Source organism: Runella salmonicolor, assembly GCF_024158025.1.
Classification (GTDB): Bacteria; Bacteroidota; Bacteroidia; order Cytophagales; family Spirosomataceae; genus Runella; species Runella salmonicolor.
The window spans coordinates 450,984-475,881 of the sequence record NZ_JAMZEL010000003.1 but is presented as its reverse complement, the minus strand read 5'-3'; the positions used below and the strand labels follow the sequence as shown (position 1 = coordinate 475,881).

General features: G+C 46.7%; 26 protein-coding genes. 16 read left to right on the top strand and 10 right to left on the bottom strand.

The features are described 5' to 3' along the window. Nucleotides 1–35: 35 nt before the first annotated feature. Together NCI00_RS11255 and NCI00_RS11250 are read left to right on the top strand one after the other, a co-directional pair. Nucleotides 36–683 (top strand): ABC transporter ATP-binding protein, encoded by a 648-nt coding sequence (locus NCI00_RS11255; protein WP_253527518.1) that lies wholly within the window; start codon nucleotides 36–38, stop codon nucleotides 681–683. Between the two features lie 140 nt (nucleotides 684–823). Beyond that, on the top strand, nucleotides 824–1,957 hold the full coding sequence (locus NCI00_RS11250; protein WP_253527516.1) for a hypothetical protein: 1,134 nt from the start codon (nucleotides 824–826) through the stop codon (nucleotides 1,955–1,957). A 3-nt stretch (nucleotides 1,958–1,960) separates the two neighbouring features. Here NCI00_RS11250 and NCI00_RS11245 read toward each other — a convergent pair whose 3' ends face one another. Continuing rightward, nucleotides 1,961–3,334, bottom strand: a complete 1,374-nt coding sequence (locus NCI00_RS11245) for a sigma 54-interacting transcriptional regulator (RefSeq protein ID WP_253527514.1) — start codon at nucleotides 3,332–3,334, stop codon at nucleotides 1,961–1,963. 262 nt (nucleotides 3,335–3,596) lie between these two features. On the opposite strand from NCI00_RS11245, the gene NCI00_RS11240 reads away from it, so the two are divergent. The 8 genes from NCI00_RS11240 to NCI00_RS11205 all read left to right on the top strand — a co-directional run bounded on the left by NCI00_RS11240 (nucleotide 3,597) and on the right by NCI00_RS11205 (nucleotide 11,033). Then, entirely contained in the window at nucleotides 3,597–4,310 is a 714-nt protein-coding gene (locus tag NCI00_RS11240) for a hypothetical protein (protein ID WP_166560474.1), read from the top strand. Beyond that, nucleotides 4,222–5,592, top strand: coding sequence for a hypothetical protein (locus NCI00_RS11235; protein WP_253527512.1), 1,371 nt, complete (start codon nucleotides 4,222–4,224; stop codon nucleotides 5,590–5,592). Before NCI00_RS11240 ends, NCI00_RS11235 begins: the two co-directional genes overlap by 89 nt. Nucleotides 5,593–5,616: 24 nt before the next feature. Further along, complete coding sequence (locus tag NCI00_RS11230) at nucleotides 5,617–8,097, top strand: hypothetical protein (RefSeq protein WP_253527511.1); 2,481 nt, start codon at nucleotides 5,617–5,619, stop codon at nucleotides 8,095–8,097. Nucleotides 8,098–8,142: 45 nt separating this feature from the next. After that, a complete protein-coding gene (locus tag NCI00_RS11225; protein ID WP_253527509.1) occupies nucleotides 8,143–8,826 on the top strand; it encodes a hypothetical protein in 684 nt (227 codons plus the stop codon). Nucleotides 8,827–8,860: 34 nt separating this feature from the next. Beyond that, nucleotides 8,861–9,001 (top strand): hypothetical protein, encoded by a 141-nt coding sequence (locus NCI00_RS11220; protein ID WP_253527507.1) that lies wholly within the window; start codon nucleotides 8,861–8,863, stop codon nucleotides 8,999–9,001. Nucleotides 9,002–9,006: 5 nt separating this feature from the next. Continuing rightward, nucleotides 9,007–10,017, top strand: a complete 1,011-nt coding sequence (locus tag NCI00_RS11215) for a hypothetical protein (protein WP_253527505.1) — start codon at nucleotides 9,007–9,009, stop codon at nucleotides 10,015–10,017. Nucleotides 10,018–10,027: 10 nt separating this feature from the next. Then, nucleotides 10,028–10,780, top strand: a complete 753-nt coding sequence (locus NCI00_RS11210; protein ID WP_253527503.1) for an amidohydrolase family protein — start codon at nucleotides 10,028–10,030, stop codon at nucleotides 10,778–10,780. Nucleotides 10,781–10,841: 61 nt separating this feature from the next. Continuing rightward, entirely contained in the window at nucleotides 10,842–11,033 is a 192-nt protein-coding gene (locus NCI00_RS11205; protein ID WP_166560480.1) for a hypothetical protein, read from the top strand. A gap of 173 nt (nucleotides 11,034–11,206) precedes the next feature. Here NCI00_RS11205 and NCI00_RS11200 read toward each other — a convergent pair whose 3' ends face one another. Next, on the bottom strand, nucleotides 11,207–12,292 hold the full coding sequence (locus tag NCI00_RS11200) for a Gfo/Idh/MocA family protein (protein WP_253527500.1): 1,086 nt from the start codon (nucleotides 12,290–12,292) through the stop codon (nucleotides 11,207–11,209). A gap of 71 nt (nucleotides 12,293–12,363) precedes the next feature. After that, nucleotides 12,364–14,172, bottom strand: a complete 1,809-nt coding sequence (locus tag NCI00_RS11195) for a DNA polymerase III subunit gamma/tau (RefSeq protein ID WP_253527496.1) — start codon at nucleotides 14,170–14,172, stop codon at nucleotides 12,364–12,366. Between the two features lie 89 nt (nucleotides 14,173–14,261). On the opposite strand from NCI00_RS11195, the gene NCI00_RS11190 reads away from it, so the two are divergent. Continuing rightward, nucleotides 14,262–15,158: a hypothetical protein gene (locus tag NCI00_RS11190; protein ID WP_253527494.1), complete on the top strand. Its 897-nt coding sequence runs from the start codon at nucleotides 14,262–14,264 to the stop codon at nucleotides 15,156–15,158. 3 nt (nucleotides 15,159–15,161) lie between these two features. Here the strand turns inward: NCI00_RS11190 and NCI00_RS11185 are convergent, their stop codons facing one another. The 3 genes from NCI00_RS11185 to NCI00_RS11175 are packed head-to-tail and all read right to left on the bottom strand — an operon-like array spanning nucleotide 15,162 to nucleotide 16,832. Further along, the gene (locus tag NCI00_RS11185) at nucleotides 15,162–15,656 is read right to left on the bottom strand and encodes an MOSC domain-containing protein (RefSeq protein WP_253527492.1); all 495 of its coding nucleotides are present in this window, start codon (nucleotides 15,654–15,656) and stop codon (nucleotides 15,162–15,164) included. Between the two features lie 26 nt (nucleotides 15,657–15,682). Continuing rightward, nucleotides 15,683–16,279 (bottom strand): acyl carrier protein phosphodiesterase, encoded by a 597-nt coding sequence (locus NCI00_RS11180; RefSeq protein WP_253527490.1) that lies wholly within the window; start codon nucleotides 16,277–16,279, stop codon nucleotides 15,683–15,685. 58 nt (nucleotides 16,280–16,337) lie between these two features. Beyond that, on the bottom strand, nucleotides 16,338–16,832 hold the full coding sequence (locus NCI00_RS11175) for a deoxycytidylate deaminase (protein WP_114070497.1): 495 nt from the start codon (nucleotides 16,830–16,832) through the stop codon (nucleotides 16,338–16,340). Between the two features lie 53 nt (nucleotides 16,833–16,885). On the opposite strand from NCI00_RS11175, the gene NCI00_RS11170 reads away from it, so the two are divergent. From NCI00_RS11170 to NCI00_RS11160, 3 genes are all read left to right on the top strand, one after another. Then, complete coding sequence (locus NCI00_RS11170; RefSeq protein WP_253527488.1) at nucleotides 16,886–18,025, top strand: DUF922 domain-containing protein; 1,140 nt, start codon at nucleotides 16,886–16,888, stop codon at nucleotides 18,023–18,025. Nucleotides 18,026–18,137: 112 nt separating this feature from the next. Further along, complete coding sequence (locus tag NCI00_RS11165) at nucleotides 18,138–19,082, top strand: RraA family protein (RefSeq protein WP_253527486.1); 945 nt, start codon at nucleotides 18,138–18,140, stop codon at nucleotides 19,080–19,082. A 44-nt stretch (nucleotides 19,083–19,126) separates the two neighbouring features. Then, nucleotides 19,127–20,401 (top strand): mandelate racemase/muconate lactonizing enzyme family protein, encoded by a 1,275-nt coding sequence (locus tag NCI00_RS11160; RefSeq protein WP_114459108.1) that lies wholly within the window; start codon nucleotides 19,127–19,129, stop codon nucleotides 20,399–20,401. 58 nt (nucleotides 20,402–20,459) lie between these two features. Here NCI00_RS11160 and NCI00_RS11155 read toward each other — a convergent pair whose 3' ends face one another. From NCI00_RS11155 to NCI00_RS11145, 3 genes are read right to left on the bottom strand one after another with little or no spacing between them, the layout of a single operon-like run. After that, nucleotides 20,460–20,993 carry a helix-hairpin-helix domain-containing protein gene (locus NCI00_RS11155; RefSeq protein WP_253527484.1) on the bottom strand — a complete coding sequence of 178 codons (534 nt, stop codon included), beginning with the start codon at nucleotides 20,991–20,993 and terminating at the stop codon, nucleotides 20,460–20,462. Between the two features lie 30 nt (nucleotides 20,994–21,023). After that, nucleotides 21,024–21,545 (bottom strand): helix-hairpin-helix domain-containing protein, encoded by a 522-nt coding sequence (locus tag NCI00_RS11150; protein WP_253527482.1) that lies wholly within the window; start codon nucleotides 21,543–21,545, stop codon nucleotides 21,024–21,026. 33 nt (nucleotides 21,546–21,578) lie between these two features. Next, on the bottom strand, nucleotides 21,579–22,472 hold the full coding sequence (locus NCI00_RS11145) for an OmpA family protein (RefSeq protein WP_253527479.1): 894 nt from the start codon (nucleotides 22,470–22,472) through the stop codon (nucleotides 21,579–21,581). 445 nt (nucleotides 22,473–22,917) lie between these two features. Here NCI00_RS11145 and NCI00_RS11140 point away from each other — a divergent pair, with 445 nt between their 5' ends. Continuing rightward, nucleotides 22,918–23,244 (top strand): hypothetical protein, encoded by a 327-nt coding sequence (locus tag NCI00_RS11140; RefSeq protein WP_253527475.1) that lies wholly within the window; start codon nucleotides 22,918–22,920, stop codon nucleotides 23,242–23,244. A gap of 65 nt (nucleotides 23,245–23,309) precedes the next feature. On the opposite strand, the gene metF is transcribed toward NCI00_RS11140, so the two are convergent. Continuing rightward, the gene (metF, locus tag NCI00_RS11135; RefSeq protein ID WP_253527471.1) at nucleotides 23,310–24,269 is read right to left on the bottom strand and encodes a methylenetetrahydrofolate reductase [NAD(P)H]; all 960 of its coding nucleotides are present in this window, start codon (nucleotides 24,267–24,269) and stop codon (nucleotides 23,310–23,312) included. 247 nt (nucleotides 24,270–24,516) lie between these two features. Here metF and rplS point away from each other — a divergent pair, with 247 nt between their 5' ends. Next, a complete protein-coding gene (gene rplS, locus NCI00_RS11130) occupies nucleotides 24,517–24,873 on the top strand; it encodes a 50S ribosomal protein L19 (protein ID WP_041343967.1) in 357 nt (118 codons plus the stop codon). Nucleotides 24,874–24,898 lie beyond the last annotated feature (25 nt).

Here is a 24,898-nt window from a genome sequence, read left to right as displayed (position 1 = left end):
CGTTATTTTTGTTTTTTTATCTCACCTCGCAGCACATGATTGTCATTAAAAATCTTAAAAAATCCTACGGCGGGCATTTGGTTATCCAAGTGCCCGACTTGGTTTTGACAGAAGGCATCCACTGGTTTAAAGGGGCAAATGGCTCGGGGAAAACCACTTTTTTCAGAACCTTGGCGGGGATGTTGCCGTTTGAGGGCGAAATTACCCTCGGCGGAATGGACATCCGCCGCGCCCACACCGCCTACCGCCTCAGCATCAACTATGGCGAGGCTGAACCCGATTATCCTGAGTTTTTAACGGCCAACGACCTCATTCAATTCGTGGCAACCGCCAAGCAAGCCAAAGCCGAGCAGGTAGACCAACTCATTGACACCCTCGGAATAGAGCCGTTTTTATATCAACCTTCGGGAACTTACTCCAGCGGAATGCTTAAAAAAACGTCGTTGGCATTGGCATTTTTGGGCAATCCTAAAGTAATTATTTTGGACGAACCACTCATTACAATTGACGATTCTACGGTGTTGAAAGTATACGAACTTGTCCGCGATTACCACGCCCAAGGAGTCAGTTTTCTGTTATCATCCCATCAGGATTTTATGTTTGAGAAACTGCCGATTCAAACTGTTTTCCGAGTTAAAAATCAATCAATCCACGCAGAATCCATTCCGACTTATCGGCCCTAAGTACATTCGGTTAAATACTGCGCAGACGCAAAGCACCCCGTAGTGGCCCCCTTTTTCGGTTTTGTATTTTTCAGTTTTTCAGTTTGCGGTTTTTCAGTTTTTCGGTTTCACATTTTCAGTTCCCAATCCCCGTTCATCCCTTGCTTTCACTTTGGAACACCCTCTATAAAACCCTCGTTAGGGAATATTACCGCCAAAACACAGGCTTTTTGTTTTTGAGCCTGATGTTTGGGTTTGGTATTCTTCGCCCCGAAGACCACATTGCCCTGTCGGCCTACGTGTTTGCCTCCCCTTTTTTGCTGCTGTTGGTTTTTGGGCTTTGGGCGTTGTACCACCTTAAAACGCTCTTTTTTGTGCGGCAACGTTTCTTGTGGGACTCTCACTCATTTCTGTTTGAATTGGTATTGATTCCCAAATCCACCCGTTGGCTTTTACTCTGGGGCATCCAAATGATGCTTTGGCTACCCGTGTTGGCGTATGCCGCTTTTGTGGGTTATTATGGCTGGAAACTAGGCCAACCCGAAGCCGTCATTATTACGGCTGGTTATTTACTGATTTTGCCACTTACAGGCGTATGGGCGTACGAATACCGACTGTTTCGCCCCAATCCCGATACCCGTCTCAATCAACTTTCGGTTTTTTTCAATCGCCGATTTACGAAGCCCTATTGGTCGTATTTTGTGCTATATTTATTCAATAAAGCGCCCATTTTGTTGTTTTTGACCAAGGTTTTTACCTGCATGGTGGTCGTGGGAGTTTGTAAAATCTACCCCACCGATAGCTACGATGAGCGCCTGTTTTCGCTCGCAGGAGCTGCCATTGGCATGGTGCAAGTCGTGTTACTGCTGCATTTATATGAATTTGAACATGTACAGCTACCCATGCTCCGCAACCTTCCCTTTACATTGGCGCAGCGATTCTACAAATACAGCGGTCTATTTGCGTTACTTATGCTCCCCGAAACACTTTTTTTGTTTCGTTACCTCCCCAAAGGAATAGGTTTTTTGTATATAGTTGAGTGGTTTGGGCTGCTAATCAGTCTGCTATGGCTGATTTTCGGGCGTTTTTTACAGAAACACCATACCATGGAGCATTTGCTAAAGCTTGGTATCTACACATTCATTGCGCTCTACTTTGTGGTTATGTTTCGAGTACCCATTTTCGTGATTGTCGCCTTGTGCCTCGGCTCTGGGATATTCCTGTTTCATCGGCATTATTATCGTTCCGAATACTTGATTGATTCTAAGGCATTGGAGCATCGTCCAGAAGATTAGCCGTTACTCCTCTTGTTTTCGGGTTTTCCGAAACTGAATGGCCCGGCTCGTAATACCTAAACGATTGGCCGCCTGAGCCACACGCCCTTTCTCCCGACGCAATGTCAATTCAATCGCCGTTTGGGTGGTCAAATCCCTCAATTCTCGCAAGTTCAACCCACGTTCTAGTATCTTCTGAATGGCATTCTGATACTCATCGTATGAAGAAGGCAACGATTCTACCAAAATCTGGCGCTCAGGGCGGTCAAGACTCGGAATATCGGCCAATGTAATCGGGCTTTTGCCTACATGCTGATTGGCAATCCGCTGAATTAATTGTTGTAATTCACGCACATTGCCTTGGTAAGAGCGGCAGGTCAAATAAGCCATAAGTGAAGCATCAATAGACGGCAAATCCCTTTTTTGGAAAGATTTTTCAAAAAAACGCTGCGCCAAAAGCGGTATATCTTCGCGTCGTTCTTCCAAAGATGGCACTTTACAAACCCACGACGAGATGCGATAATACAAATCTAGCCTAAATCTTCCGTTACGAACCTCTTGGTCCAGCAGTCGATTGGTGGCACCCACTAACCGGAAAATTGTTTTTTTCCAAAAATTATCTCCGATGGGTTTGTACATACCTTCCTGAATCACCCGCAATAACTCCGCCTGTAAGCGTAGGGGTAATTCGCCGATTTCATCCAAAAAGAGAGTACCATTATTGGCCAATGAAAACGCGCCTTCACGGGCATTGACGGCGCCTGTGAAAGCCCCCTTTTCGTGCCCAAAAAACTCACTTCCTGAGAGTTCTGGCGAAATCGTAGTACAATCTACCAGCACTATATTTCCTTTGGGACGACGTGGATCAAAATGATGAACCAATCGAGAAAGCATCTCTTTACCAGTGCCACTTTCTCCGATAATTAATACCGAAGATTCTGAATACGTCGCAATTTCGATCATTTCACGAAGGGTATTTTTCCAAATGGCAGACTCCCCGACGAGATTTTCTTTCACAAAATCGGTTTGCATCAACCCCTCAATCGTGTGCCAACGATTAAGCTGCTCTTCAATAACCTGATGAATCAGCGGAGTATGTTCAAAATCATACACTTTTGATGCTCCCGCAAACAGCAACTCCCAGATCACTTCCGAGCGGTACATCTCGTTGTCAAAAATCACCACTATCGTTCGCTCATGCCGCTGAAACGCTTCTTCCAATAAACCACAGACGGCGTCGGAGGTATCCGTAGTATCCAGCAAAATCAATCCGGGAGCAGAGGCCACAAAATGGTCTTTAACACATGCCTTGATAGTAGCGAGTGATTTCAATAACGCGTCACGCGAACGTTGAGAATGGCGCGTGAAATCCTTATACCAAATCGTTGGGTATTTCATAATTCTGCGCGGTAAAAAATAATACGGGGTGACGAAAATACTAAAAATGATTTCGAGAACAAGCAAAAGACCTGACTACTTACTAAACGGTAAATTGCCCTAAATACTGTGCGAAAAAATGTTCGCATTGCCACTCAAAAAAAGCGAACAACACTTCGCGTCTATTTCCTAAAACGACCAAAAAGGGCGTTTTGATCCACTGGCACGGCATTGGTAATCAGGAAGATCAAAACAATTTAATTCACTTTAACTTTTTTCAATCATGCACAACATTGATCGTACCGTCGGCGAAACAGGGTTTGAATTTGGCAATGAATTCGGACAAGAGTCTTTCGAATTTGGCAACGAAACCTTTGAATTTGGCAATGAAACTTTTGAGTTTGGCAACGAGATGTCGGGCGAAATGCACGAAGCCCTCGAAATGGAATTAGCCACCGAGTTGCTCTCGGTCAGCAATGAAGCCGAGTTGGAGCAATTTCTGGGTGGACTGTTCAAAAAAGTAGCGAGCGGGGTAAGCAACTTTGCCAAATCATCGGCAGGCAAAGCCTTGGGAGGAATGCTCAAAAGTGTCGCCAAGAAAGCCTTGCCCATCGCTGGTGCTGCATTAGGTAACTTAGTAGCACCCGGTGTAGGAGGAGCCATCGGCGGAAAATTGGCAGGGATGGCAGGCAAAGCCTTTGGACTGGAGCTGGAAGGATTAAGCGCCGAAGACCGTGAATTTGAAGTTGCCCGGGCTTATGTGCGTTTTGCTTCTGACGCCGCCCGCCGTACCGCCCGCTCGCCTCAGCTTTCGTATCAGCCCCAACAGGCCGCCCGCACCGCCATGATAGAATCTGCCCGTCGGTATGCACCAGGGTTGATGAGTGCTCCAAGTTCGTACGGTAGCAATGCTTACCCCAGCACCCCTCCAACTGGGGGCGGCCGCAGCGGGCGCTGGGTACGCCGGGGAAGTAGCATTATCATTTACGGCATTTAAAAACTCCTCCGACATGATTCGGGACTATCTAAAAAACGAAGCCCTTTCGATGCTCACCCGGCTAGGTCAGTTGCAACCTTTTTCTTTGAGTACACCCATGGTAAGCGCAGCTGGGCCTTCCAACGAAGCACTCAGGGCCATCACAAACCATTTGGTGAGCGCTAAAACTGAACTCCGGCAAAAGGTACAAACCTATCTGGCTCAACTGCGGGGAGAGGCTGACGAAACCTTTGGCAATGCCGCCGAAGCGCAGGCAGCGTATGCGGTATTAAAGCTTCGTTTTAATAACATACTCGATCAGTTAGATATTTTTGCCGATGTTCTCACCCAACGTTCTGAACACCAAACAGGCGTATGGATTGCGGGTTTAGATGTAGTAGCAACCGACGCGCTGGCCCCGCAAGAGGGGTTATATGAGGTTCCTCCAGTCATGTGTTTTTTGGAACGGGGCCACGGGGCGGCCATTCGACGCGCCCGCACCCGCCTGCCGGGGGGGGATTACAATCCAGTAGCCATCATCCAAGTGCCACGGGAACGAATGATTGGTAGCGGAATAGCCTCGTCATTGATTCATGAAGTGGGCCATCAGGGCGCTGCGTTGCTGAATCTGGTAGAAACGTTACGAAAAGAACTCAAAAATAAAATCGCCCAAGCCCCTCCCTCTCAACACATTGCTTGGAGCCTTTATGAACGATGGATTTCAGAGATTGTAGCTGACTTTTGGGCCACGGGCCATTTAGGCATTACCGCCACGCAGGGCTTGATGAATGTTGTGAGTTTGCCAAGGTATTTCATGTTTCGTATCAAACTCGATGATCCTCATCCCTTTCCCTGGATTCGTGTCAAGCTGAGTCTGTCGGTAGGCGCTTTGCTCTATCCCGACCCGCAATGGCAACGATTTGAGCATCTTTGGCAACAGCTTTATCCTTTGGAAGATTTGGAGCAAGATAAACGGGACATCATTAGGGCTCTAGAACAGGTCATGCCTGAATTCGCCGAGCTGTTGACCAACCATCATTCCAAATACCTTGCAAACAGATCATTGAAGGATATTTTCCCGTACAAGCACCGTCAACCAGAGCGTTTGAGGGAGCTCTATTCAACCGTCGCCAGCCAACCAGCAACCGATGAGAGCGACCTCCCTCCTTCCCTGACCTTTGCGGTCATTGGGCAGGCCCGGGCCGATGGGCGTGTCAATGCCACCACCGAAAGCTATCTTCTTTCCCGATTCCTCAATCGTTGGGCCTTGGGAAGGGCCGAAAGCCGAGGAAATTTGAATTAATTTCTATTTAAAACAATTAAAATCATGGAAAATAAAACACCTTCCAAAATCCTACTAATTCCTCCGACCCCTCCAAATTGGACTACTGCTTACTGGCAACTGATGTTTCAGGTCTTAGCCTCCGACGGGACTCCCATCCTGCTCGACGCCCTCAATGACTATAGCTGGAATTTCATTATCAGAAAAGACGGGGGTGATGTATTAGAAGACAGGGGAATTCAGCGTTTTTTAGCCACAGATAGTTCCATTGAACCGTCCGTTGCCTATCCGATGGCCATGTCTGAATTGAAGGAAGTGGCTGAACGATACGGGGCTGGAACATATGAAGTATTATTTGTGTGCATTGACAAAGACAACAATCCCTTATACTGTGAGCCGGCCACCGTTAAATTAACACCTCCCAAAGGCAACACACTTAACTTACTAAGCATAAACAGTGATTTAAAGAGCACCAAAGAGGATGTAAGACGCATTGAGTGGGACGTCCAAGAAATCAAAGTAAAAGTTGAAGGGCTCGGTGCCAAGTTTGACCAAAATTTTGAAAAATTGGGCAACAAAATCGAAGAGTGCCTGAAGGAAAAATGTCCCCCAGAAACTGAGGTCCAAGAAGAGGTTACGTCTCTTCTGTTCGAATTGTGTGATTCGGTCATTGACGAAAACACTAATCAACCGCTGATGGGTTTCATGACGGTCCATATCAACGGAGAACCCGTCACAGATGTGGAAAAAATCAAAAAGCACAACATTGTTTTTAAAGTGACGCAGTGCGGAAAGATTGACCTCCAGCATGATATTGCACTTGATACCCTGCTTAGGGAGCAGCAATATCAGTTATTGGGTAATACCCAAAAACCTGAAAAGCTACTTTGGTCACTTCCCAATGAAGAGTTTAAAAACCTGTTTCAAAAATTCGGTAAACTTGGCGGTATCAAATTTGTACCATCCGTTCCAGAGTATGATGCAAAAGGAAAGCTAAGTAACTACCGGTATTACGCCCCTCAAGAACTCATTTTCGGAGGAGCGGACACTGGGATGCGGAAAGGGCTAGAAAATGTAAAAGAGGTACTCAATCGGGGCTCGAAAGTATATCTACAAAGGGCAAATACCGAAGATTTAGAACATTCCACTCAACAACTATGGGACGCCCTCAAGGCCCGAGTGCCTGACTTTCGGCTTTTTGACAGTCTGATGGATGGAATTCTGGGCGGACAAAGCACCGCCCAGGTTCCTCCCATTGCCCTTCGTCCCCCTTCGGCCCGTCTGGCTGATTTGCGAAAAACTGGGCAAAACTCAAGAATTGCTAATCAGGTGGCAAACCGCAACGAGCAACTTCATCCGTTGCCATTTACAAACATTAATGCGTATCGACTGCTCAAATCAGCGGCGCAAGCATATTTGTGGGCCACCAACAATGTTTATACGGGTACCATTGATTCTTACATCGACAGTTATCCAAGTTCCAACGCAGACGACAGTGACTACACGCCTTACCTCCAAAACATTCTGAGTCGACTTGATGAATGGCGCGATGATTTGTTGGTCAGCCATCCCTTGGCCCCAAATGTCTTTGGCATCAATTATTTGCCAGGCATCGAGCTTATCTGGAGCTACTGGGTAGAGCAGGGAATGTTGGTCCAAACCATGAACGCCATCAGTTTAAGGTTTCAGAACGTCTCCACCAACCAAGGCACCGATCCTTTATCCCAACTGGACATTGACCCGTTGCGCCCACTGGCCAATTTATTTTGGGGATATATTCAGGACGAACAACACACTCTGACCATCAAACGCCGCGCCTATGAATACGACCATACCTATGGATTGTCGTTGCAGGGACGGGCAGTGCCTACCTTCAAATCAGTCGATAGTCGTTCAAAGTTTCTGGAAGCTTTTCATAATTTACTACACGGCGCGTCAATTTATTTCAAAGAATCTGACGACACGACCCGCATTGCGGATGCTTTTCCCATCCTCAACAACCTGCGAGAAGTGCATTTACTATTGGCCGAAGGAAACCACAATGCCTACGGAAACCTGACTTGGACGGCCCGTCAGGAGATGATGCTCCAACAGTATTTGCTGGCTCGGCCAGAAATGAGGGAGTTTTTAGGCGGTCGTATCATGGTACCATATCGTGAGGGTTGGATGGACCGCGTAGACCGCATGAAACAAATTCAGAACTGGGGCAGTACGAGTATTACGCATTATTACGATTTGGCGCAGTACGGTGAAATCATTCTGCTTTCGATTCGAGTGCATGACTGGTCTAACGAAGAAAGTACCATCGTAGCTGGTAGCTGGGCAACCAACTTCCGCGACAATATTCAGCGCTACATTCACTCCTACCGCACGGTTACGGGAGTAGACCTTTCGGCCGATGCTCAGCAATCCGAAGCTAGTTATATGCAGCCGTCGGTGTTGATTCAGCGTCGTTTGATGACCGAGAAAAACGGCCCGCAACGCAACAGCCGAATTGTAGGCCCCAGCCAGCCGACACGTTATTAAGCAAGTTTTCACGTTTCTCTCTGAATCTATTTTTTTCGTAAAACAATGATTCAGAGAGAACTCAAAACGTTTTTCAGCATCATGCAATTCTTTGACGAAAACGAGCCTTTTGATTACGATGAACCAGTGGAAGAACCTGTAGCGCAGGACGACTGGCAGCACCTGACCACGTTATTGGACAATGCGGATGATTTCCGTCCCTTCGATCTCAACGATAGTTGGGATACGCCACCAGAGCGGTCATCGGCGGTCATCCGCATCATTTTTCGGCGACAGTTACCCTCATCGGTATTCCAACATTTCAGCGAAGCCCCCCCGACCGTCTATCGAAGGACAAACACTGGAACGCCTACTGCCCCGTACCTGTACACCGATGAATCGAGAAACGGACTAGTCTTTTTGCCCGAACCCGATACCCGCGCAATGAACATGGTCACGTGGCAGCCCACTTCAGCCGCCACACACGTGCACCCTGAAAGCCAAGCCATTGAATGGCTAAAACGACAGCGACAGATAAACCCATTATTTGCCGACAACATTCAGAGAGTTCAGATGCTGATTCAGGATCAACCCTGCAAAAGCTGCCTCAACGGCCTTAAATCATCCATGGGGCAGGTGCTTCCCGCCAATGCCAATGTCAGGATTCGTTGGATAAAACCGCGTAACCGCTTTGCTTCCTTTCAGGAAAGGCGCTATCAGCCTAAGATAAACCGTTGGTCGACACGCTAATCCGAGTCAATCACCCTTTAATTCATTTACAACCATGCGATTTTTACCTGAAATACCGGCACGCCCAGAGTACGGAACGATTCTTTTCAGCACTTGGGAAGTGCTCCTAAAAACCGTACCTCCCAATGTAAAAAAACCAGTATTCATCGAACTGCGACGCCGTTCTAAACGCTAAAAACAATGCAGCCTTATCACATCCCTCCCTCTCAAGCATCGCCCTCAATCAATGCTGAATTGGAAGCCGAGTTTGAAACTTGGCGCAAAAGTCTCTCTGCCTTTTGGAGACGCAATAAAGCTAAAGCCCAAAAATTAGGTGCAGTAGCAGGTATACTTGCGCGGCTGGCATCACCAGGCACTCCGTCGGATACAAAGCCACCCGTACAGCATACCGCCGCTGCCGACTGGCAGCAAGTTCAGGACAAACGACGAAAAGACGGTACCGAGCAAACAACCAAAAAAGACACCACTGCAGGCGGTAAAGAGCTTGAGAACACCCTTTTGGGCGAAATTCTTACCGAAAGTTACGTCAAAAACGCACTGAATCCAGACTATGAAATGGCGGTATTGGTCAATGAGCTAAGCGGAATATACGACCGATTGAAAGAAGTCCGCGGGGTTCAGTCGATATTGGCGGAAGTCTTGCTGGAAGCACTAGAATTGGAAACCTACGAGCAAAACAAAACCAAAAAATGGTCGGACATCAAAACGCAGGGGTTCAAAGCCGAAAATGCCATCAAAGCCAGCGCCAGATTTGACGCCCGGAAACTTCACTTTGGCAACCCTGCCTCGCTTCAACCCATTGGCATTGAAGTACATCACTGGATTCCATTCAAATATGCCGATTTGTTTGACAATGTTACGCTGGAGCAGTTGAATAAACAAACCATTCCACTCTCTGCCACCACTCACGCAATCGTAGGGGCTGCGATTGACAAGGCTGTTGCGGGCAAAACGACCAAAGACCAAAAGAAAGCCGCCATCATCAACGTGCTGAAAAGAATGGGAGAATTTAATGGACAAAAAATCGTACTCAGTCCGACTTACTTCGATTACAAAGAAGATCGCAACTTTTTGCCCTCTTCGCGGGCGGGTAAAGGCGTGAAAATCGGGGTACTGCGCAACATCCCTAACTTTAAGGCACACTTCGGACTATCGAAAGAACTGGAATTTGAAGTGGTAAACTATTTTTAGTCTAAATACCATGCTTATCATTGATTGCCACTGCCACGCCGGGGAGGGCGACGGGCTTACGGGCCCTTGGGATACCCGCGCTCCGCTGAAAAAATTTATGCAATGGTCGACCGAAGCGGGAATTCAAAAAACGGTTTTATTTGCCGCTTTTCACACCGATTATGCCAAGGCCAACGCCCAAACCGCCCAAATCGTTGGTCGCTATCCAGCGCGTTTTTATGGATTTGCGTTTGTTCATGCCGAGCGCGACCGGGGTAGAATTCATTCTATGGTGCAAACGGCCGTAGAAGAGTACGGCTTTTGCGGCATCAAGGTACATCGACACGACGCCCGCATCTCACGTGAAATATGTACCGCCGCCCGGACATACAACATTCCCGTTTTGTACGACCCCACTGGTGAAACCTCGACCATTGAACTCATCGCAACCGAGTACCGGGATGTCAACTTTATTATTCCCCATTTGAGCAGTTTTGCCGATGATTGGCGAGCACAGCTGGCTTTTCTGGACCTTTTGGCCCGCCATCCGAATGTGTACACCGACACATCGGGCGTGCGACGTTTCGATTTGTTGGAAATGGCCTATCAACGAGCGGGTGCAAGCAAGATTTTATTCGGAACCGATGGGCCATGGCTGCATCCTGCCGTTGAAATCGCAAAAATCTATGCGCTGAAAGCACCCCAAGAAGACCTTCAGCTCATGTTGGGAGAGAATTTTCTAAAATTAACGTCTAAGGTAAAGACAAAACAATCCGCCTATTGATGCACATGTTGGATGCTTCCTGCAAAAGCCCTATTTTCGCCCCCATAAACCAACATTGATAATGAAACGTACGATTGGAACAATTCTCACCAGCATGGGCATCATTTTTATTCTTTTTGCCTGCATCGCCTTCATGTCCGACAAAGCAGTCTTAGGATTCACACTCACCAAATGGGAAACCCTCGTGCCTTTTATCGTCGGCGCATTGTTTTTGTTTGTGGGCGTAGGAATGCTAAACAAAGTAACTGATTAGTCACTTGCATTTTGCACGGGACCGTCCTGTGGTTTTAAATTTTGCAGTTTTTCGGTTTTTCATTTTTCGGTTCCCTAAGTCTGACGTGGAGCATTTAGATATAAATCCTTATTACAAAAAAAGAGCGAGACAACTGCCTCGCTCCCCGTTATAAAGTTGAATAAAGTCCCGAATTAAATTTTAATCATCTTCCCGCCAGCGGCTACGGATTTGTAAATAGCTTCTACCACGCGAATGTCGCGCAGGCCTTCTTCGCCAGGGGCAATCAGCGCAGAACCTTTCATGAGGGCTTCGGCATCTTCGTCGAGCTGTCGGGCCTGCTGGTTTTCGAGGGGGAAATTGATTGGCCCCAGTGGGCTACTTCCTTTGTTTCCAGTGTAGCTCGAAAAAGGCTCCATTTTAAACCAACCTTTTTCGCAATTGGCTTGTAAATAATTCATATTGATACCAAAACTGGTATGGCAAGCCGCCAATGCACCGCTCGGAAATTCCAATTGGAACGTAGCCGTCTCTTCCACTTCTTTGTAAATATCAGGACGGGTAGTATGAAACTGCGCAGTGACCGAAATCGGTTCTTCGCCCGTGGCCAAGCGCGCTCCCTGAAGGGCATACACGCCCATGTCCCCCATGACGCCGCCACCCAGGGCTTTGTTTTGTTTCCAATGCGTAGTGCGGGCGTCAAAATATCCCGCGCCGCAGGTCACCATGCGGACTTTGCCGAAGGTGCTCTCTTTGGCAAATTTTTGATACGCCTGTGTGTTGGGGTCATGCTGACAGCGATACCCAATCGCCAATTTCACCTTGTTATCGGCACAAGCCTTAATCATGGCTTCACAATCCGCCACGCTCGGAGCCATGGGTTTTTCACAAAACACCTGCTTACCCGCTTTGGCAGCCCGCACCACAAACTCGCGGTGCATACTGGGCGGCAACACCACATAGACGATGTCGATGTCGGGGTTGTTGGCGATTTGGTCGAAATTTTGGTAATTATAAATATTTTTATCGGCGAGATTGTATTTCTTTTTCCAGGTATCAGCTTTTGAAGGCGTTCCTGTCACAATCCCTACCAACTGGCAATTCTTGGTTAATTGCAGCGCAGGGGCCAATAAATCGGTGCTATAGTACCCCAATCCCACCAATGCCACGCCCAGTTTATCTTTTTTGGGGCGAGTAGCCGAAAACAAAGTATTGGGAGATATAAGCGAAGCAGCACCGCCCAAAGCAGCCTGAATAAGAAAATCGCGACGAGAGAACATAAACAGGATAATTAAGAGGGTTAAACGTTTAGTAATAAACGCGATAATCCTCTTAATCTACTCAAAAATCCCTAAAAATCAACCTCCAGCCCTAGCAGCCGCTGCAAGTCAATGAGGGCGGGATTGCGCTCGGCCAATACATTGAATTTCTCCTGTGGCGTGTAGGGGTTGCGCTTCCCATCACTTTGCGCAATTTGGTGAGAAAGTTGAATCTGACGGTTTTGGAGCTTTCGGCGAAGATAACCCAATAACGTCGGTTTGATTTCATTGAGCAGGGTTTCTTGATGCAGGTTGTCTAAAACCAACTCAATGGTCATATTCTCAAATTTAAAATCACGATTAAGCATAATCTGCTCACTCACGGCACCGCCATTTTGCTCCCGCATTCGAGAAAATTCAGCCCAAACTTCTTTCAGCGCCTCCATTGTTACGGGAAGGTCTTTTTCGGGCAAGGCATCCAGCGCTACTTCTACGGGTTTGGAAACCTGCGTGGGTGCGGGGGTATCAGTAATGGAGGTGCTTAAATTGACCGTTGAGCGCAGTTTCCCCAAGGGCAATCCTTTTCCATTTGGCGCATTTTGATAGGTAATGGTAGGCTCGGCCGTCGTGGGCAACGACGACGAGGATGCGTTTGCGTCTATCCTATTTGCAGGGTTTGCCTGCGCGTTTGGCGAAGAACCGTTCTTACCGTTTGGAGTAGACGCAGACGGTACGCTGCCCAGACCTGCCCCTACGTTAGGCTTTTTTTTTTCGTCGGCCGCGAGGGCTTCCAAGTCCAGCACCTCGGTAAGCTTGGCCATTTTCATCAGGCACAGCTCTACGTGTAGCCGTTGTTGCTTAGACGCTTTGTAGTTAATATCGCACTGTCCGCCAACGCTCAGGGCCGACAATAAGAAGGAAAGCGACGCCCGCGTTGATTGGTCAAGGTATTTGTTCTTGGCGGTTTCGGATACTTCGAGCAACTGCACCGTGGCAGCATCTTTGGATACCAACAGGTTACGAAAATGCTCTAACATTCCAATTACGAACAAATGCCCGTCAAAGCCTTTTTTCAGAACTTCGTTAAATATCAAAAGTGTTTCCGAAAGATTTCCCGCCAAAAGCGCATCCGTCAATCGGAAATAATAATCGTAGTCTAGAATGTGAAGATTTTCGAGAACCTCTTTGTAGCGCACCGTATTATCGGTCGAAAAGGTCACGTTGAGGTCAAACATCGAAAGCGCATCACGGAGCCCACCGTCGGCTTTTTGGGCAATAAGTTCGAGGGCTTCGCGCTCGGTTTTGATGCCTTCTTTCTTGGCAATTTGCTCAATATGGTCGGCGATGTCGCGCGGTTGAATCCGGTTAAAATCGAAGATTTGACAACGTGACAGAATCGTCGGCAAAATCTTGTGTTTTTCCGTGGTTGCCAGAATAAAGATGGCGTAGCTGGGTGGCTCTTCGAGCGTCTTCAAAAACGCATTGAACGCCGCCGAAGACAGCATGTGAACCTCGTCAATGATGTAGATTTTGTACTTACCCGTTTGGGGCGGATACCGTACCTGGTCAATCAGATTTCGAATATCATCGACGGAGTTGTTGGAAGCCGCGTCCAATTCATGCACGTTAAAAGAGGCATTATTTTGAAACGCAACGCATGATTCACACTCACCGCAGGGCTCAACATCTTCCGTAAGGCTCTGGCAATTAATGGTTTTGGCTAGAATACGCGCATTGGTCGTTTTTCCTACCCCACGCGGGCCACAAAACAAAAAAGCCTGTGCAAGGTGATTGGTACGAATTGCATTTTTGAGGGTAGTGGTAATGTGCGACTGTCCGACCACCGTATCAAACGTAACGGGGCGATATTTTCGAGCCGATACTACAAAATTGTCTGCCATGGCCGCAAGTTACGCAAGATTTATTAAACGGTAAATGAGTTTTTAGAAATTCAATTTAATTTCAACTCATCTTCCTAAACCTCAATTTCATGGCTATCAACTTTGAATTTTCCAAGCAGAATTCTTCCCATTTCGGAAAAGTAATTGGTACGCCCAATAAGTTTTTGATTGGCAGAGAAACGGTTTATCAGGGCAATAGCGGCCTTTTTAACGTTACTATCAGCCCCGGACTTTCTTATAAACCCGAAGATTATGAAGCAGAATTTGGCTTCTGGGCTTACTTTATTACGCCTACGGCAATGTGTGAAAGCCAAGGCTCTTTTTTCTGCCTTAACACCTACGACCGCGCCAAATTCACCTTTAGTTTTATGCAATATGCGGCACACGTCCCCAACGGCGATTTTGTAATTTTTCTAAGAAAGTTGTTAGGTTTGGACTTAGCCCGTGAGTACTTTCCACGACTGCAACTGAAAGAGGGAAAAATTCATTACCTCAATACCAATGGTACACTTTCATCACTTGAACCAGCTCCCGGCGCAGAGGAAAATACCGCATTGATGAAGTACCTTAATCCCTCTCTGGATGAAATTGAGTTTCAGGAGCTCATCACTGCCGCGCGGTTTGTACATTGGGCCATGAATGACCCCGCTCATCGCAAGTTGCAGGTAGAGGTGGCCATTTCACTTTTCAAAAACAACATGGCTGGCTATGCCCGCCAATACAACCTCGACGGGGTCTTGGACGAAATCTGTCTGGTCATTTGCGATATTAGGCATCAGGGAAGAGCCAGAAGCAGTCACATTATCAGCGCTCTCAATACCAACGGCAATACCCAGAAAGCACTGCAAAACTTGCTAGAACTGGGGCGAGTACACTATCCAGAGCGTATCAAAACCCTCAAAACCAAACTTCAGGAGTTGAAAGCCAATGGCCATTTGGGCACTAAAAAATACCATCTCGCCACCAAAGATTTTGTCAATCTTTGAGTATTAGTCAATAACCGTGACCTTATCGCCATTTTTGATGCTTCCTTCCTGCACCACGCGTGCAGTGATGCCGCCGTGTCCGCGCATGGCGTTGTAGCCTCCTGGGCCCAAAACTTCTTCCATACGGCTGCACGGATGGCACAGCCCAGTCATCTCAAGCACAGCCTCTCCAATCTGAATGCGATGGTCTTTGAGTGCCAATAGGTTGATTCCCTGCACTACGATATTGCGTCGCGTCAGCACGGGATTAATGATTCCACGCCCTAAATATGACCCTACGGCCGCCAAATGTTCGGCCTGAATGAGCGTCACCTGACGTTTGCTATCGGCAGTACCTTTGTAGCGGTCGCCTTCCAATCCCGTACCGATACGGGCGTAGGTTTCTTCCACAATATTAATCTCTTGTCGCGTAGCCGTACGCAGTCCAATCCAAATCACCTCTCCCGCCTGCGGAAAGTGGCTCATCAGTTCTTTTAAAGGAGTAGGTTCATTAAACATGGTTAAAGTAGTTAGATAAATTTCATCTAATCGTACGAAAGAAAATCTTTGCAGCTGCTGATTAAATCAGGAAAAAACGCGCGAAAATACGGCTCATAGAGGGCTTCATTTTCAAACAGCTCCGCTCCTGCCCGCTCAATACCCGCCAAAAACGGGTATCGCCGCGACATTCCACCAAACGACCGATTCATGCCTTCCAGAAACTGATAATTGTACAACCAATCGTACTTAATCATCGAATCTACCAACCCGAACGCTTCCTGTGGCAAGACCGAACGGTGTTTTTCCAACACCCCGTACACATACGTCGTAAAGTGTTTTAGTGATAAATGATGGTAATCGGCAAAGTGTTTTGCCAGAAAATAATCAAAATACATATCCGTAATCACGCCTTTGTATTTGCCAAAATGGTCGGGCAATGCCTGACGGCAGGCCTGACCCAAAGGATGAGAATCAGTAAATGAATCAATCTGGCGGTGCAACAAAATACCTTGCTTGATAGACGAATTGTATCGGTCATTGCGCGGGTGGTCAAGACGGCCACGGGCAAAATCGCCCAGTAAATTGCCAATGATTAATGGTTCCTGCTCAAAAGACAAATAAAAATGGGCAAGGTAGTTCATTGGCGAAGTTCAATTACGAATGATCGATTGGGTTTTGTCAGAAAAAGCGCAGAAAATGTTATTTTAAATGGTCAATAGACAATTGACTTTCAACATTCTCTTTCGGAATGTACCGATCTACTTCCACCCCAAACTTGCGCAAAAACTCTACTCCTTCATCAATACCGATGCCTTTGTATTCAGCGTAAGAATTTAGATAAATAACCCGCTTGATTTTCATCGTAAAAATCACCCGAGCGCAGGCGATACAGGGCGAAAGTGTTACATACAGCGTGGTTCCTTCCAGATTTGCGCCATTTTTGACCGCGTACAAAATGGCATTTTGCTCCGCATGTAAGGCCAAAGAACAACTTCCTTTTGAATCTCGTGGACAACCGACACCTGGAAATTCTTCATCACAATTATGGGTTCCCGACGGAGGGCCATTATAACCGATTGAAATAATCCGCGTATCTTTGGTGAGGACAGACCCTACCTGCGCTTTGATGCAATGCGATCGCCGCGCCAGATTTTGGGCCAATTCCATAAATATATCGTCAAAAGCAGGACGCATTTTCTTGAAAAGTGAGTTTAAAAGTGCCGTGTATTCGTTGTAATTCGTACGTAATGAAAGACAAAGTAACAAATAAGAAAGGTATACAGCGTAGTATCGCATGGGTTTTGTTGTTTTTTATCATGCAATACGCCCTCAAAACGCCGTGTTTCTCGCAGACCCAAACCATCACCCTCAAACCCGAAAGGCTCAACGTACAGCCCAAAGGTTTTTTTATCGTCGAAGTCATTGACAGCCGCCCCATCACTACCAATATCGGGACGGTTTGGAGTAAGCCCCAGCCCCTAACCGCCGTGCTTCAGGGTGGAACGGCTCCCGCCATCGACAAGTTTTTAAGGCGGCACTTCAACCCCGCCAACACCGACTCACTAACACCCATTGTTCTTGTAATCAAAGAATTACAAGTAAGTGAAACCCTGCTCCCTCCCGCCAAAGTAACTGGAAAAATCAAAATGAATCTGGGCTTTGAAACATACCGTGACGGAAAACGAGTCTTCCTTACCGGCGGCAATGCCACCACGACCTACACCCGCAGCGGGATTGCGCCCGAGGATATTATTGAGCCCCAAATCAGGCGGTTATTGGAAAATGAATTGAAGGGGTTCATCAAATGGTACGCCCAAAGCGTGAACGTATCCGATATTTTTGCGAAAAGTGTAACCGTCATTATCGAGGATGATAGCCTTATCGCGCCCGCCAAAGCCGACTCACTGGTGTATTATAACCCCAATCGCCCGCTTACATGGTTGGATTTTCAGGGTGCTCCCAGTGTGTTTAACCGTTGGGCGGCGCAGGTGTTTACAAGTTTCGGATTTGAGGCTCGCTCCTCCGTCAAAAATCGCACCGTAGAACTGCGGGTTCGGACCAAAGTTTGGATTGACAAAACCATCTCGTGGGTTCGGCCCGATTCCAAAAACGACTACGTTCTCGACCACGAACAGCTTCATTTTGACGTGACTCGCATCATAGCGGAGCGCTTCAAAAGAAAAGTACAAAGCATGACATTTTCGGTCGAAGACTTTAGTAGCGAGATTCAATATCAGTATCTGGAATATTTTCGGCTTCATACGCAGCTTCAGCAGCAATACGACGACGAAACCAACCACGGAATCAACCAAGGAATGCAGGCTAGTTGGGTCAAAAAAATACGCGACGAATTGCGCAGTTATGGAATAAAACCTTCGGCGAAATAGGGTTAATTTTAACCCGTAAAACAGAAACATTAATAGAAAAAATAGCGCAAAAGTAAGTTTTGAGGAGCATCGGCTTTTAAAGTAAAACCTTTCATCCTCAACTTAGTATCTTGTGAAATCACTCTTTTTCTCCGCTATTCTATGGGGGGGACTCGCCTTACCCCTGTTTGCCCAACAAATTTCTAAAGAAGAACTCCTTTTTCTGACCCCCGAATGGAAAGGAGAACGCTTCGCCGACGGTCGCCCAAAAGTCTCCGATGCACTCCTCAAACGCATGAGGCTCGTCACCCACGAAGAAGCATGGGCGGTGATGAAAGGGGCAAATTACAAATTTCAATATGCCGAAGGCTGGCAATGCATCAACCCCGACAGCGTGCTGGTGGGCCGGGCCTTGACCGCAACGTTTATGCCCGGGCGGCCAGACGTTCACCGCGTGATTGATAAAAAAGGACACGAAAAAGACGGGCGTATCAAGTCGCAGAATTCATGGCCAATTGACCTGCTCGTCAAAGGTGATGTGTACGTGGTGGACCAATTCGGAGCGCACGAAAATGGCCCCACCATCGGCGATAATTTAGGGAATTCTATCTACGCCAAAACGGGCAACGGCATCGTGTACGAAGGCGCCATTCGCGACATTGCGGGTCTGAAAGAAATCGGTGGCTTTACCTCTTTCTTCCGCACTTATCACCCTTCGCACCACCTCAACAATCCTGACGGCGAACTGAATACTACCTTGGTGGGCATTAATCACCCCACGCGCATTGGCAAGGTAATGGTTATGCCCGGCGACGTAGTGCTGGGCCGCGACGGGGCCGTTACGTTTATTCCGCCGCATTTGGCCGAAAAGGTAGTAACAACTTCAGAAATCGTGCGCCTGCGGGATATGTTTGGCCACGAACGGCTCCGCGAGCAGAAATACACAGCGGGCCAAATCGACAATCGCTGGTCGGACGAGATTGAAAAAGATTTTTCGAAATGGCTCAATTCACACATCAATGAGCTTCCTGTACCGAAAGAACAAATTCAAGAATATTTGAAAAATCGTACTTGGTAAATTGTTAATCCTTTTCCTTCCATTTTTAACCTTTCAACAATCCAATGACCTCCCGCCGCGACTTTTTAACCAAAAGTGCCATTACTACCGCTTTGGGGCTTTCAACCCTCAGCAGTTATGGCCAAGGACTTGAAACTGCACTCCAACGCACGCCCCAATCTTCTGCCCCTTCTGATTTAAAAATCACCGATATTAAATGTGGATTTATCCGTAACGGGCACAGTTTATTTGTTAAAATTTATACCAATCAGGGCATTCACGGTTGCGGTGAAGGCGTGGATGCAACGCCCGGCACTTACCATCTGGTCAAAATGATGGGCGAGCGTATCAAGGGAAAAAATCCGCTCAATGTACACCGCTTGTTTGAAGATGTGCGCCGGGCTGGTTTTTTTGAAGGAGCGCAGGCGGGGATGTACATTGCGGTTTTGTCGGCGGTCGAGTCTGCCCTGTGGGATTTGGCTGGCAAAGCGCTCGGAATGCCCGTGTACCAGTTATTGGGCGGAAAATTTCGGGACAAAATCCGCGTTTATTGCGATACTGGTGCGTACAGAACCACCCAAACAGGCCCTGCCGCCTTTGCCGAAAGCGCCAAAGCCGCCGTAAAAATGGGCTTTACCGCTGTAAAATACGACATTGACGAGCGCAATGACCCCAACAAATACGACGCTTACAACTGGACCGCAAGCAATGGAGAATTGGAACGAATGTACAACCAAATTGCCGCCGTGCGGGAAGCCGTCGGGCCCAAAATCGACATTTGTGTGGACATGCACGGACGCTACGACACCACCACTGGCAAGCGCGTAGCTAAGATGATGGAACCGCTGAAATTATTGTTTTTGGAAGAGCCCTTTCCCGCCGAAAACCCCGAAGCCTATAAGACCGTCCGGGACTCTACCCAAACGCCCATTTGTGCGGGAGAGAACCACTATTTAGCGCACGGCTTCCGAAAACTGTTGGAATTGGGGGCGGTAGACGTAGTGATGCCCGACCTCCAAAAAGCCGGCGGGCTAGGTGAAGGCCAGCGCATAGCCAACCTCGCCAACTTATACTACGTGCCCTTTGCCCCTCACATGGTGGCTTCGTATTTGGGGGCGATGGCTTCAAGCCACGTATGCGCTTCGGTGCCTAATTTTTTGATTTTGGAGTGGCAGATTTATTTCCACGAAGAACCGATGTTCAAAGAAATCGTTACGTTTGACGGACCAATGGTGAAAGACGGGTACATTCCGCTTTCTGAAAAACCAGGGGTCGGTGTGGAAATCAACGAAGAGGGTATGCGTAAATACGCCCCAAAAGGAGTTCCTTTCTTTGAATAAGCCCTCTACTTCAATCAAAAAGCCCCGAAAATCGGGGCTTTTTGATTAATAAATGACCTCAATCCAATCTGCCTTTATTCAACTCATCTTGCCATTTTTTGAGTTCATCCCATTTCCCATCACGGGCCAAAGAAGCTTGTTCTGGCCAAGTAGTAGGGTCGTGAATCTGAAAACGCGGCCCCGCCGCATTGAGTATTTCCTTGATAGATTCGGCGGGCTTTTGGGCCAACTGCGCAAACGTCAAAATCCCTTTCTGATTGAGCAACTCCTCGATTTTGGGTCCAATGCCCTCAATGATTTCCAAATCGTCGGGTTCACTCGGAATTACGGGCATCACTCTAAGACTTTCTGGTTGAACAGGCTCAGGAATTCGGCCGGGAGCAGGCGTTGAGGCTGCCAACTTACTCTTGTGGCAATCATTGAGTTCTTTATGACGGGTATGAACGTCGGCTTCCAAACTGGCCAACTCAACCGCAAAAGTACGGCGGGCAATCCACCAGCCAATATAAGCCGCCAAGGCCAACAGGGCGAGGGCTTCCAATCCTGCAATCCAAAAGTTCTGACTTATGGGAGTAGCTTGTAGTATAATCATGGTGATTAATCTATTTTGAGGGTAAAACCATTAATGTGTACGGCCTTTGTTGAGCTCATCCTGCCATGTTTTGAGCGCGTCCCATTGGCCGTCGCGGGCTAGTGCCGATTGTTCAGGCCACGTGGCGGGGTTGTGCATTTGATAACGGGGCCCAGCAGCCACCAAGATTTCTTTGATTCGCTCTGGCGAGGTTTTCGCCAACTGAGCAAATGTCAAAATACCTTCTTGATTGAGCAATTTCTCAATTTTCGGCCCAATCCCTTCCACGACTTTCAAATCATCGGGCGTAGTGACCACAACGGGCGCAGGAAGGGGAGCTACAACAGCCGCCGCCTTTGCGACCGGCGGAGTAACCGCGCCTACTTCCTTTTTGCTCTGTTGACATTCATCAATATCGATTTCGAGCGCCTGCAATTCTGCCCGTAAACTATCGGCCTTACTTTTTGCCGAAATATAGCCAATGATGTAACCCAATACAGCCGCTATCACCAGCATCAATATATGTTGCCACCAGGCATCTCCCGAAGCAAACGGATTAAAATGTGAGTACATAATATAAATAGGAGTTTTACCGAATTGACAAATTTATTGCACAATAATACTTACCCGACGGTTGGCTTTACGGCCCTCAGGAGTGTCGTTGGAGGCTTTTGGTTGCGACTCGCCTTTGGCATCAGTCACCAACTGGGCTTCTGAAATCCCTCTTTTCATCAATAATGCCTTCACACTGCCTGCCCGGATTTTAGAAAGCTTCAGGTTTGTTTCATCCGTACCGTCGTTGTCGGTATGACCCGTTAAGGCAAGTTTTTTATCCTTATTGGCCGCTAGGTATTTGATTGCTTCTTCGATAAATTTCTCATTCTCGGGCGTTTTGATATAGTCCGCTTTGGCGGTTTTGAAGTACAAATCCATGGTTTTGAATACATTTTCGTATTTCTCCGCCGCGGCAAGGGCCTCTTCCGTTTTTGGAATCATCAAACTGTCAAACCCAAACTCCATCCCGTGCGTAGAGTCGTCGGCGCTGAAGGTTAAGTCAATCAATTTACTTGCAGTCACCAACTGACTTCCTGGCACTCCCGCCTGTACCAAATACTGTTTCAGGGCATCCGCGCGCGCTAAGCCTAAATCAGGGAAGGAGGTGGTATTTTGTTCCACAGAAGAATAAAGCCCAGTAATTGTCAGTTTTCGGCCAGAATTTACTTTTAGGTAAGCCGCCAATGAATCCAACTCTTTTTTAACATTGGCATAATTAGGCTCGGGCATCGACTTTTTAAAGCCAAAATTCATCGCCGAAGATAAACTAAGATTGTTTCCATCCACTATACTGAGGGCAGGGACAGAATAACCAGCGGGCGTAGCGGTACTTACTTCGGGAGGACCGTCACATAACATTTTGATTTTGCAAATGTGCCAGTAAGTGGACCCGCCCATCCAGCCAATGAGCAAAATCCACGCAAGCGTTTTGACACTTGAAGCCATAGAAATAAGAGGTTAAAGAGGGAAGAATAGAATAACAGCACTTATGACTGTGAAAATAACAATAAGTATCTCAATAACAATGATTTTTACAAAAAGCAATAAAAATAGTACAATAAAATAACTTAAACTCTATTGGTAAGAAAACAGGAAGTTAGAATGTATCATTATCATATTTCAACAAATTATAAACAAAATATAATTTTGTTTAATATATAACAAAACGTATTTTATATATAACTTTTTGTTTATAATATACCAACAAACAGATAAAAACAGAATATATTTTGGTTTAATGGCATTTTTTGTGCCATTCATCACTAAAAAACCCCCACTCATCCAATTTCACTTTTCGAAGTCGACAGAACCCTGCACCTTTGCAGTGTCAAAAAAGGAATAACAGCCAATAGCAAATGCTAAATCGTTAAATTAAAACAAAGTACCCATTATGAAAACGTTCATCATCACCGCCGCTTTAAGTGTTTTATCACTTGGACATATTGCCGTAGCTCAAGATGGAAAGAGCATCCGCACACAAAATCAGATTGTAGAATTGTTGGCTTCTTTGCCAACGCAAGATACGTATACACCAACGGCCCCCGTTTTTTCACTTAACGATCAGCGCCTGATTTCTCTACTGCCAACCATGGATGCAACGGTAGACACCAAAATCAGCATTGACGAAAAAACGGTGATTGCCAAAAAAACAACTGACACCGTGATTGCCCCAAAGGCAGAAGTAAAAGTTGAGATTCGTCGTACTGGCGATAAGTAATCAACACCTAACAAAACGAAAAAAGCCGCTCAATGAGCGGCTTTTTTCGTTTCTCTGCGTTCAGATTAATACAACTGAGACGCTATTTTGTAAATATTTTCAGACTTACCCATCGTATAAAAGTGCAGTACAGGCACGCCAAAAGCCATCAATTCTTTGCACTGCTGCGTACACCATTCAATTCCTACCTGTTTGGCTTGCGCATCGTTTTCACAAACTTCCACTGCTTTGACAAAATCGTCGGGCATGTGTAGGTAAAAGATACGAGGCAAAACGCTCAGTTGTTTTTTGGTTGAAAGCGGCTTTAAACCCGGAATAATCGGAACCGTAATGCCCGCTTCCCGGCAGCGCTTTACAAACTCAAAATATTTGCTGTTATCAAAAAACATCTGCGTAACGATATAATCGGCTCCCAGCGCAATTTTTTGTTTTAAATACTCAAAATCAGCATCGAAATCAACCGCTTCAAAGTGTTTTTCAGGATACGCCGCTACCCCAATGCAAAAATCGGTCGGTGCCAGTGCTTCTACACCTTCGTGCAGGTATTGGCCTTTGTTCATGTTGGCTACTTGCTCCACCAATTGACTGGCGTACTCGTGGCCGTTTGTTTTGGGTTTAAAGGTCTTGTAAGGCTTGGCGGGATCTCCGCGCAAAACCAACACATTATCAATGCCCAAATAGTGTAAATCCATCAAAAAATCTTCGGTTTCTTCCCGCGAAAATCCACCACATAGTACGTGAGGAACCGCATCCACGCCAAATTTGTGCATGATTGAACTGCAAATTCCCAAAGTTCCAGGACGTTTGCGCGTTACGATGTGTTTTACGGTCCCGTCGGGGAGCATCTGTTCGATGTACTCTTCCCGGTGGTAGGTAACATCAATAAATGGAGGTTTAAAATCCATCAATGGCTCAATATTGGCCAACAACTCCTTGATACTGCTCCCTTTAAGTGGTGGAATAACTTCCAGTGAAAACAAAGTTTTTCCGTTGGCCTGCTGAATGTAGTCGGTAATTTTGGTCATGCGTGCTGTTCATTTGGAAAGCAAAGATACACAAGTGGCCGATTATCTAGCCTAAAAAGTGCTTCCTGCGTTTGTATGATAACAATTCAGGAAAAAAAACATTCACTAAAGCTAAAAACTCCTGCATTTCGATTGCATTTATCCGTAGAAAACAGTACTTTTGCGGGCAATTTTTCTGATAAACTCGCTTTTTTGAATGAAGGCCGATAAGCCGTCCGCTGGAAAAAGCTACAATTTTACTAAAACAATGACTAATGAGTTAATCAAACTGGTAGATGCTGAATTCGCTGGAAGACGCGACAGCCATCCTGCATTCGGTGCGGGAGATACTATCAGCGTTCACCTTAAAATTATTGAAGGTGCCAAAGAACGTATTCAGGTATTTACCGGAACCGTTATCCAACGTCGTAACAACGGCGGAAACGGCGAAACGTTTACAGTTCGTAAAATTTCAAACGGTGTAGGTGTTGAGCGTATCATTCCTATTTTGTCGCCAAGTATCGACAAAATCGAAGTAATTCGTCGCGGTAAAGTACGTCGTGCACGTTTGTTCTATCTTCGTGGTAAGCAAGGCAAAGCCGCTCGTGTTAAGGAGAAGAAATAATTTCCTTTCACAGAGTGGTCATAAA

Coding starts and splice junctions, on each gene's coding strand:
- NCI00_RS11190 (WP_253527494.1), top strand. CDS start 14,262: ATGGCTATCAACTTTGAATTTTCCAAGCAGAATTCTTCCCATTTCGGA.
- NCI00_RS11160 (WP_114459108.1), top strand. CDS start 19,127: ATGACCTCCCGCCGCGACTTTTTAACCAAAAGTGCCATTACTACCGCT.
- NCI00_RS11145 (WP_253527479.1), bottom strand. CDS start 22,472: ATGGCTTCAAGTGTCAAAACGCTTGCGTGGATTTTGCTCATTGGCTGG.
- NCI00_RS11210 (WP_253527503.1), top strand. CDS start 10,028: ATGCTTATCATTGATTGCCACTGCCACGCCGGGGAGGGCGACGGGCTT.
- NCI00_RS11200 (WP_253527500.1), bottom strand. CDS start 12,292: ATGTTCTCTCGTCGCGATTTTCTTATTCAGGCTGCTTTGGGCGGTGCT.
- NCI00_RS11185 (WP_253527492.1), bottom strand. CDS start 15,656: ATGTTTAATGAACCTACTCCTTTAAAAGAACTGATGAGCCACTTTCCG.
- NCI00_RS11175 (WP_114070497.1), bottom strand. CDS start 16,832: ATGCGTCCTGCTTTTGACGATATATTTATGGAATTGGCCCAAAATCTG.
- metF (WP_253527471.1), bottom strand. CDS start 24,269: ATGACCAAAATTACCGACTACATTCAGCAGGCCAACGGAAAAACTTTG.
- rplS (WP_041343967.1), top strand. CDS start 24,517: ATGACTAATGAGTTAATCAAACTGGTAGATGCTGAATTCGCTGGAAGA.
- NCI00_RS11150 (WP_253527482.1), bottom strand. CDS start 21,545: ATGTACTCACATTTTAATCCGTTTGCTTCGGGAGATGCCTGGTGGCAA.
- NCI00_RS11180 (WP_253527490.1), bottom strand. CDS start 16,279: ATGAACTACCTTGCCCATTTTTATTTGTCTTTTGAGCAGGAACCATTA.
- NCI00_RS11240 (WP_166560474.1), top strand. CDS start 3,597: ATGCACAACATTGATCGTACCGTCGGCGAAACAGGGTTTGAATTTGGC.
- NCI00_RS11245 (WP_253527514.1), bottom strand. CDS start 3,334: ATGAAATACCCAACGATTTGGTATAAGGATTTCACGCGCCATTCTCAA.
- NCI00_RS11155 (WP_253527484.1), bottom strand. CDS start 20,993: ATGATTATACTACAAGCTACTCCCATAAGTCAGAACTTTTGGATTGCA.
- NCI00_RS11220 (WP_253527507.1), top strand. CDS start 8,861: ATGCGATTTTTACCTGAAATACCGGCACGCCCAGAGTACGGAACGATT.
- NCI00_RS11170 (WP_253527488.1), top strand. CDS start 16,886: ATGAAAGACAAAGTAACAAATAAGAAAGGTATACAGCGTAGTATCGCA.
- NCI00_RS11230 (WP_253527511.1), top strand. CDS start 5,617: ATGGAAAATAAAACACCTTCCAAAATCCTACTAATTCCTCCGACCCCT.
- NCI00_RS11195 (WP_253527496.1), bottom strand. CDS start 14,172: ATGGCAGACAATTTTGTAGTATCGGCTCGAAAATATCGCCCCGTTACG.
- NCI00_RS11140 (WP_253527475.1), top strand. CDS start 22,918: ATGAAAACGTTCATCATCACCGCCGCTTTAAGTGTTTTATCACTTGGA.
- NCI00_RS11255 (WP_253527518.1), top strand. CDS start 36: ATGATTGTCATTAAAAATCTTAAAAAATCCTACGGCGGGCATTTGGTT.
- NCI00_RS11235 (WP_253527512.1), top strand. CDS start 4,222: ATGCTTACCCCAGCACCCCTCCAACTGGGGGCGGCCGCAGCGGGCGCT.
- NCI00_RS11225 (WP_253527509.1), top strand. CDS start 8,143: ATGATTCAGAGAGAACTCAAAACGTTTTTCAGCATCATGCAATTCTTT.
- NCI00_RS11205 (WP_166560480.1), top strand. CDS start 10,842: ATGAAACGTACGATTGGAACAATTCTCACCAGCATGGGCATCATTTTT.
- NCI00_RS11215 (WP_253527505.1), top strand. CDS start 9,007: ATGCAGCCTTATCACATCCCTCCCTCTCAAGCATCGCCCTCAATCAAT.